This is a genomic window from Enterococcus sp. DIV0876 (assembly GCF_050529585.1).
Classification (GTDB): Bacteria; Bacillota; Bacilli; order Lactobacillales; family Enterococcaceae; genus Enterococcus_D.
The window spans coordinates 1,697,203-1,705,000 of sequence record NZ_CP172882.1; the positions used below are offsets into that span (position 1 = coordinate 1,697,203).

The 7,798-nt window shown below is 39.1% G+C and carries 7 protein-coding genes (1 of these 7 cut by a window edge); 1 reads left to right on the forward strand and 6 read right to left on the reverse strand.

Annotated elements, in window-relative coordinates:
- Positions 1 to 57: 57 nt before the first annotated feature.
- Both IGI41_RS07890 and IGI41_RS07895 read right to left on the reverse strand, forming a co-directional pair.
- Complete coding sequence (locus tag IGI41_RS07890; protein WP_430609210.1) at positions 58 to 1,422, reverse strand: FAD-dependent oxidoreductase; 1,365 nt, start codon at positions 1,420 to 1,422, stop codon at positions 58 to 60.
- Complete coding sequence (locus IGI41_RS07895; RefSeq protein ID WP_430612774.1) at positions 1,419 to 2,876, reverse strand: helix-turn-helix domain-containing protein; 1,458 nt, start codon at positions 2,874 to 2,876, stop codon at positions 1,419 to 1,421. Before IGI41_RS07895 ends, IGI41_RS07890 begins: the two co-directional genes overlap by 4 nt.
- A gap of 151 nt (positions 2,877 to 3,027) precedes the next feature.
- On the opposite strand from IGI41_RS07895, the gene IGI41_RS07900 reads away from it, so the two are divergent.
- Positions 3,028 to 4,131 (forward strand): SLC13 family permease, encoded by a 1,104-nt coding sequence (locus tag IGI41_RS07900; protein ID WP_430609211.1) that lies wholly within the window; start codon positions 3,028 to 3,030, stop codon positions 4,129 to 4,131.
- Here the strand turns inward: IGI41_RS07900 and IGI41_RS07905 are convergent.
- The 4 genes from IGI41_RS07905 to IGI41_RS07920 form a co-directional block, all read right to left on the reverse strand.
- Positions 4,116 to 4,859: a class I SAM-dependent methyltransferase gene (locus IGI41_RS07905; RefSeq protein WP_430609213.1), complete on the reverse strand. Its 744-nt coding sequence runs from the start codon at positions 4,857 to 4,859 to the stop codon at positions 4,116 to 4,118. The genes IGI41_RS07900 and IGI41_RS07905 overlap by 16 nt on opposite strands.
- Positions 4,846 to 5,859 (reverse strand): zinc-binding alcohol dehydrogenase family protein, encoded by a 1,014-nt coding sequence (locus IGI41_RS07910; protein ID WP_430609214.1) that lies wholly within the window; start codon positions 5,857 to 5,859, stop codon positions 4,846 to 4,848. Before IGI41_RS07910 ends, IGI41_RS07905 begins: the two co-directional genes overlap by 14 nt.
- A 72-nt stretch (positions 5,860 to 5,931) precedes the next feature.
- Positions 5,932 to 6,798 (reverse strand): hypothetical protein, encoded by an 867-nt coding sequence (locus IGI41_RS07915; protein WP_430612776.1) that lies wholly within the window; start codon positions 6,796 to 6,798, stop codon positions 5,932 to 5,934.
- A 196-nt stretch (positions 6,799 to 6,994) separates the two neighbouring features.
- Positions 6,995 to 7,798, reverse strand: the 3' portion of a protein-coding gene (locus IGI41_RS07920; RefSeq protein ID WP_430609217.1) for a hypothetical protein. 93 nt of this gene lie beyond the right edge of the window; the window shows 804 of its 897 coding nt (coding positions 94-897); its start codon lies off the right edge, out of view — the gene reads right to left on this strand; it ends in the stop codon at positions 6,995 to 6,997.

Genomic DNA, 7,798 nt, shown 5'->3' on the forward strand with positions numbered 1-7,798 from the left:
AAACCTACAAAAAACGTAGGTTTACAATCAAGGTGCATCATTTAGCATAACGTTGCTTTATTTTATCAAAGCATCAATTGCTAATTGATTTAAGAAGTGTAATGGAAATGAGATCGTCGGATTAAAAAAGTAATCCATTGTAGCCAATTGCTGCAATGTCGCTTCACTCTGAATCAAAGTCGAGATGGTGTTGATGATTTCCAAACTACCTCGATCACTGGTGATGATTTGCCCACCCATGATGATTTGGCTTTCTTGGTCGTAAATCAGTTTCAAGGTCACTTCGAAGTTTTCTTCGCTGCTAAAAAAAGCGCTAGAATGAAAGGTTTTTGTGATGGAATCTACTTTAAACCCATAATAAGGGGCTTCTGTTTCATTGATACCTGAGCTGCTGACATAATACCCAAATAATTTGCTGACCACCGTTCGCTGCATTTTTGGAAAAGGGATTTTAGGTGAATCATTCACTGAGGCCAACAGATTGGTCGCTGCAATGATCCCTGTCCGATAAGCGTTTGTCACTAATGGAATATAAAGAGAACTATCCGAATGATTAAAGGGAATCGAGACCAAGTCGCCAATCGCATAGATCGATGGATCTGAGGTTTGCAGGTAATCGTCTGTCTTGATCGTACCATCTAGATTCAACGCCAAAAAATCCTCCACTAATGCGACATTTGGTCGTGGATTCACTGCATAAATGACTACATCCGCATCGATTTGTGTCCCATTAGATAACACAATACCCGAATAATTACCTCTATCATCTTGTTGCGTATGGGCGACATTGCTGTTTAAATAAATGCGCAGATTGTCAGGAAAACGAGCCATCAAAATCTCAGCGATTTCTTGATCAAAGTAACGAAACAAAAGAGTATCCATACGATCGATCAAGTGAACTTCTTTTTGTTGGCCACTTAATGATTCAGCCAGTTCAAAACCAATCAGTCCAGCACCAATAATGGCCACTGTACTGGCTGACCGAATGTTTGCCAAGGCGTTGCGTGATTGTGCGATTGTTTTATATGTGGTGATGTGTGCTTCGACATCTTCTGAAAATTCTGTCCGAAAAGTACTTGAACCCATTGCCAAAATCAGCCCATCATAAGCAACCTCATCCTCTTGCACAAAAGACGCTGTGGAAGTCTTGAACTGAACAAGTTTACGCTTGGGATCGATAGCAACCACCTCACTATTGAGCATCACATTGATGCCTTCTGACAATAGCTCACTGGCTGTTGCCGTCCTAGAATCTTGAAGATGGTCAATATACCCTTCTAGTACCAAGTTCAAACTACTGGCGACATAGCCTAGAACACTTGATTTTTCAATAATGATCACATCCACTTTAGGATCTGATTTTTTCAAATGTCTTGCTGCTGCTAACCCTGCATGAGAGCCCCCGATTATTACTATTCTCATCCTCTGTCCAACTCACTTTCAAGGTTATTTCTTCTTATTTCTTCAACAATATCATGTAATCTTTTTTCTTCAAATGGGCTCACGCCGCCGGTCAAAATCATTTGCTTTTTGTAATGATAGCCTTCAGATATCTCTGGATGATCAACGATCAATAGATCATATGCAGATGATTGATCTTCTTCAAAGCAAATATTGGGATAACCAGCCAGTTCTTTCATCAAAAAACGCCGTAAAAATGCGCCGCGCAACCCAGATTGGGACAACAAGATCCCTACAGTAAATTGTTGCTCTTGTTTGACTTGCAGCCAATCTTGCACAAGCAGTAATTCATTTACTAAATGTTGCAACTTCTCTGGCGAATAGATGCGGGATGCCTCTTCAGCTAATGAAGCAATAGCTTGCTGACTGATCTTCAAATCGTGATGATTCGAAACGGCTTCAGGTTGCAATTCCGCAAAGGCAACGATTGCGCCATGAATAAAAATGGATTGCACACTGATACTCGTTAGAATCGAAAATAGCTCTGTTTGCTGCATGCTTTCAGGTATCGTTCCATACAAAGCTTGCAGCAGTGTTGTATTACTTCGAATGATTTTTTGCCAGAAATAATGATTGCTTGTCAGGTCGGGAGGTTCATGCTCAATCATTCCTTCTGCCAACAAGAACAGATATAAATAAACCGTTTCATAATCGCTCCAAGAGACCGCGAATCGACTTAAGTAACGCCCCATCACATTTCTCAGCACTTGAAAAATGCCATCATTTTCCAATGACTTCAGAAGTTCATAGGAAGCTTCGTGCTTTTGAGAACCCCGGTAGTCAAAACGTGCTTCCATCACTCCTAACCACAAACTCAGTTTCGCTTCTTGTCCTTTTGACAACTTGATTGCCAATTGGCTCTCGATCACCCGAATCAAATTATCTGTACTAGCCCGTGAGAAATGACTCTTTAATTTGCTCGCTGGATAACTCTGCACAAAAAAATGAAAAAAGAAAAAACGGATTTGTCGTTCATCCCCTATCAACTTCTTGTTCTTCAGTTGAATGTCAAACTCAGCCAATAGTGTATTGATCGTTTTAAAGTGGCGAAAAAGCGAGGCTTCACTCAGCATCAATTCACGCATCATTTTTGTGGTGGATTCTTCCCGATGAAAAAACAAATACACCAAAATTTGAAAATCAACAGCTTCCGAAAGATACTGATACAAGAAGGCACGTAAATCAAAGTCCACCGGGAGTGTCAGATAGATACGGTCATTTTCTCCATAACTAATTGCTGCATCCGCATGAAACGCTCGCAGAGATTGATCAAGGTTTTGCATTTCTTTTTGTAATGTAGGCGCAGATACAGATAACTCTTTTGCCATTTTTTTATAAGAAATCTCTGTACCTTCTTGAAAGAAAATCGCTAAAATCTGAAAATGGACCTGCTGATTTTTTTCAAGCAAATGCATTAAATTCACATTGGACACCTCCTGCTTATTGATGGCTCGACGCTTAAAAAAGCACATGTTTCTTACGGGTAACGTGTGTTACAAAGGATACTTTCTTTTGTTCCTCCTCATAATAAATGGTAAAATGCATGATGGAGAAAGGTGTGTACAGATGAGGACACGATTGTTTGATATTTTCAAAAAAGACTTATTATTCACTCTATCATTGATTTTAGCGATTGTCACCTGTTCAATAGGTCATTTTAGTTGGTCATTTATCGATAACAAAGTGCTATTTTCATTATTTGGTTTGATGTTGGTCATCAATGGTTTGGAACACGCCGGTTTGCTCCATGCACTGGGACAAAAAATGCTTCAAAAAAGCCACAACTTGCGCACGCTGATCCAGTCGATCGTACTGTTGAGTTTTTTTAGTTCGATGGTATTGACCAACGATGTAGCGATTCTGACATTACTGCCGATTTACTTAAGCATCACCAGGACAGTGCAAAACCGCCCCATTATCCTTTTAGGCGCGGTTTATTTAACGGCAGCAGCCAATATAGGCAGCAGTTTATTCCCTTTTGGCAACCCGCAAAACCTATTTCTATTTTCTTTCTACGGGATTTCCTTGCCAAACTTTTTAGCAACAACAGCACTATTCGTTGGCCTATCACTGGTGATCTTATTGTTGTTGATTCAACGACTGCCGAAAACACCTTTAACGATACCCGCAGAATCAATCGTGTTTAAAAAGAAAGAATCGCTGTTATACAGCGGCTTATTGCTCACAATCATTCTAGGTATTTTTGCGATTGTTCCAATGCCTGCTGCCTTTGGCCTGACAATAGGTGTGATTGCCTTATATAACAGGAAACTATTTCTAAAGGTTGACTACCTATTACTCTTGACCTTTGTCTTTTTTTTCTTGATCGTTGGCAATATCCAATCACAAACGGCCATTATTGATACCATTAAACTTTACTTCCAAGAAAGCCATCAAGCGTTACTTGGTAGTATCGTGCTATCGCAATTTATTTCCAATGTACCAGCAGCCATTTTGATTGCACCATTTACTACTTTGGAAAAAGTCGTATTATTAGGGGTAAATATTGGTGGGTTTGGCACTTTGATTGCTTCTTTAGCCAACTTGATTGCCTTTAAATTAGTTAAGCAAGCCCGCCCGAAAGAAATCAAGCTGTATCAAAAGCAATTCTACCTTGTCAATATTGTTTTCCTCATCACCATTGCTGCCATTGTTTATGTTCTACTATAATCAGATGATCCATTATTTGGGATAATCAACAGTTCGAAAACGATGCGCGTCGTACTCTTCACTGTCATTTTTTGACCAAATGTTTTTTTGCAAATATCTGCAAGCTCGCTCGCAGGATAATCATCACAAAAATATGCGCGAAAGGTTTCTTGATCGATTTCTTCCATGTAAGAATACTCGAACTGATGACTTTTCCAAGCAATATGCGCCTGATCCAACCACCGTTTATAAGTTTGGATCAGGTGTAAATCTTGCACTGCTTCTTCTCTTTTATCCCATGGTTGAAAAAGATCTTCTGACTCATCAACAACACGTAAAATCAACAAACACGCTGTTTTTTGATAAAAACGCAACAATGATGGCCAATCAAGCAATGCTGGATTCATAGCCATAAAAATACAAGGATAGACTTCTGGATCAGCAAGAAATGCTTGTTGGTCTTTATGGGACAAAATAATTTTACCTTGGTGATCAGGCGTTTGCGCCAAAATGATTTTTAACATTTCTCGTGAAAAATCAATAGCCAGATAATGGTCGACAAATGGATAGAAAGCAGGGATATATTTGCCACTCCCTGCTGCAAAATCAACAATCGTTTCTATCGGTAACAGGTTGTCCTCCAGTAGATATGCAACCAGATCTTCAGCAATCGGTACCTGAGATTCCGCTTGAATCTCGGCATATTCAACAGCAAACTCATCCCAGAATATTTCTTCAGGCGTGGACATCAAGGAATCCTCCTGTTACCACCACTTTACCAGCGTGACTGTTCTCAACAATAGCAGTTGCTTCTTTTAGGTGCTCAGTTGAAATACCGCCACCGATCGTTTTGGTTACAGTTGAATGGATCGTTTTGTCTGCTAAAAGCTGGGCAATCGATGCGAGAATTTTTCCTTGAGAAGACATATTGATTCCTGCATCTGTTTTAGCAAACATATACTCCCAATAAAAGTCGACACAGATATTTTTGAAAGGATTTAAGTCTAGTGGTTTTTCGCTGTTGACGATCATACCGATTTTGCCAAAAGGTTCAATCAAATCCGTACATTGCGGTAAATATGCAGAACCATCATAGAATAAAGCGATTGCTTGAAATTTGACCTCTATTTGTCCCCTTAATGGTTTATGATGATCAATCAGATGATCGACACCATTGTGAAGCAGCCAGGAATGATTTTTTGAACTACTGGTACCATATACTGTCAAACCAGCCCATTTTGCCAATTGGGTAGCGATTGATCCTACGCCACCACTGGCATTAACGATCAGAATAGAGCCAGTGGTGGCATTTTCCTTTGGCACAAAACCAAATTTCTCAAATAAAAGTTCCCAGGCTGTTATACTTGTGAGTGGCAAAGCTGCCAGTTCACCATCCGAAAATTCAACGGGGGCTTTAGCTGTGATTCGGGCATCTACTAGTTGAAATCGTTGATTCGCTCCCCAACGACCAGTAGTTCCCGCATAAAATACGCGGTCACCAACCTCAAAGCCCTTCACTGATTCCCCAACTGCCGTCACTAGACCACAAGCATCATAGCCTTGCACCGTAAAATGATCAGACTTTATCGTACTCATTCTTCTTTTAATGTCGATAGGATTCACTGATACAGCTTGTACTTCAACCAACAAGTCATGTTCTGCTACTTTGGGCATAGGTACAGTCTGTTGCAAGAATATATTGGCATCAGACAAAGAAAGACCTTCATAAAAACCAATTGCTGTGTTCATCAAAAATACTCCTTTCAAATCAAAAAAAGCCAAAATGGTTATAATAACCATTTTAGCATTTTGGCTGCTGGATTACTTACTAGGAACCACCAATGGAACCAAAAAGGCATAGCTCGTAAAGAAATCTAATAAAGATCGTTTCCATTGATCAGAGTCAATAGTCAATACTGCGGAAGTAGGATGCAGCTGAATCGTCAACCGTTGATTTTTATCTAACAAAATGCGAATCTCTCCAAGATTTTCTGTTTGGAAATCATACGCTTCATTTTCCATCGTTGTTATAAATACTTGATCGAGTACCGTTTCCTCAACAGGAAAATCTGTTTCCATATCAACAGACAATTGCTGTGTATTGTCTATTAGGCTTGGAGACACACTAAATCCTAATTCTTTAATATGCGCAAGGATCTGATTGACATCGTAATTAAACAGTGAAAGTTGATTCACTGAGAAAATATTTTCTCCATGCCACTGACGGATCAAATGTAAAATCTGATCATCATTCACCTGCACTGACCGTTGGGCAGAATCGATCGTTAGCAACGGCAAGTAACTTGATTCATACATGCTATTGATGGGATTGAGTTTAAAATACAAATCAAGCTGATTCTTATCTGTTAATTGAAAACGAACATAAAAATGTTTGGTTTGCCAAATATCATAGTTGTCCGTCGCTGAAAGTTGAATCGATTTTAAAGGTTTCAAAAATTCGTATGCATAATATTCCAATAATGTTTTTTTTGCTATCGTTGAAATATCTTTTTCCCCGATGATCAATTGTAGGTAATGTGCATGTAATCCTTCAAAGTCAGATTCCATCATTGATTTGCGCAATTTCAAATCGGCCAATTCTTTTTCTGCTTGTACGATCAATGATTCGATACGCGCATGGTCTTGGGCTTTCGTCTGATAATAATCATCTTCTAAGTCAGGCGTCATTTCCTCCGCCCCAATTTCATTCTCTTGTGTATCAAGTGAAGCTTCACTTGATACATCTGATGGTTCGATCGGTACATCATCCGATGCCTCTAACAAAATCGCTTCTGAATCGGCTTGCTGCTCCTCGAGTACTTCTGCAGATGTTTGCGTGTCCTCAACAAGATGGTCAGTTTCTTCAAGTGACAGTTCATTTTTGTTACTCGTAGATTCTTTGGTCAAGTTCATGCAGCTCCTTTCCAGTATACTGATTCAAGAAGGTAATCAATTTAGCCGAAAAATCATCAAAGGAGCCGAAATAAGTATCGATTTGGCGAAATTCTTTTTCTACAATGGCTTTTTTTAAGCGTAAATTTTGATACTTCTTTTGTAGTCTTTCTTTTTCTAGCGTGATCTCCTCTTCATTGTTCGTGTATCTTTCCCATTCTTTACGCTTTTCTTCTAACGCTTTTCGTTCATTGGTCAATTGTTCAAGTTCTTCATCAACTTTGGTGCGATTAAAGAAACCTTTTGACTCATTTAATTCCGCTTCTGAAGCGGACACTTTGTCAATTTTCTCTTGAATTGATTTTACCTCAGAAATGGCTGTGATTCTTTTGGCTTCAAGTTGATCGATTTGCTTTTCAATCGATGTCAGCATATCACGATTGCCTCTTTGAAATTTGTCCCACTCATCATCGATTTCAGGAATAACAAAAATTTCAGGTACACTCGCATCGATACCTATTGTTGGCCGTTCATGAAAATAGGTTCCTATTTTATAGTAATGGACGGTGGAAGAAACTTTCTCACAATGCAACATGAAAGGAAACTTTTGTGTGAAACTATCATGTAACTTACGTGCCAATAATTCATCTATTTCATGATTTTGATTAGATGTTTCCTTTAATTGCTTGTGTAATCGGCCATTATAGATACGGTATATTTCTGGAATATTTTCTTTCTCAATTGCTGTTTCGAAATCTTGCAGATCTTGCAGCATTTGACCAATATTTTTAGAGGC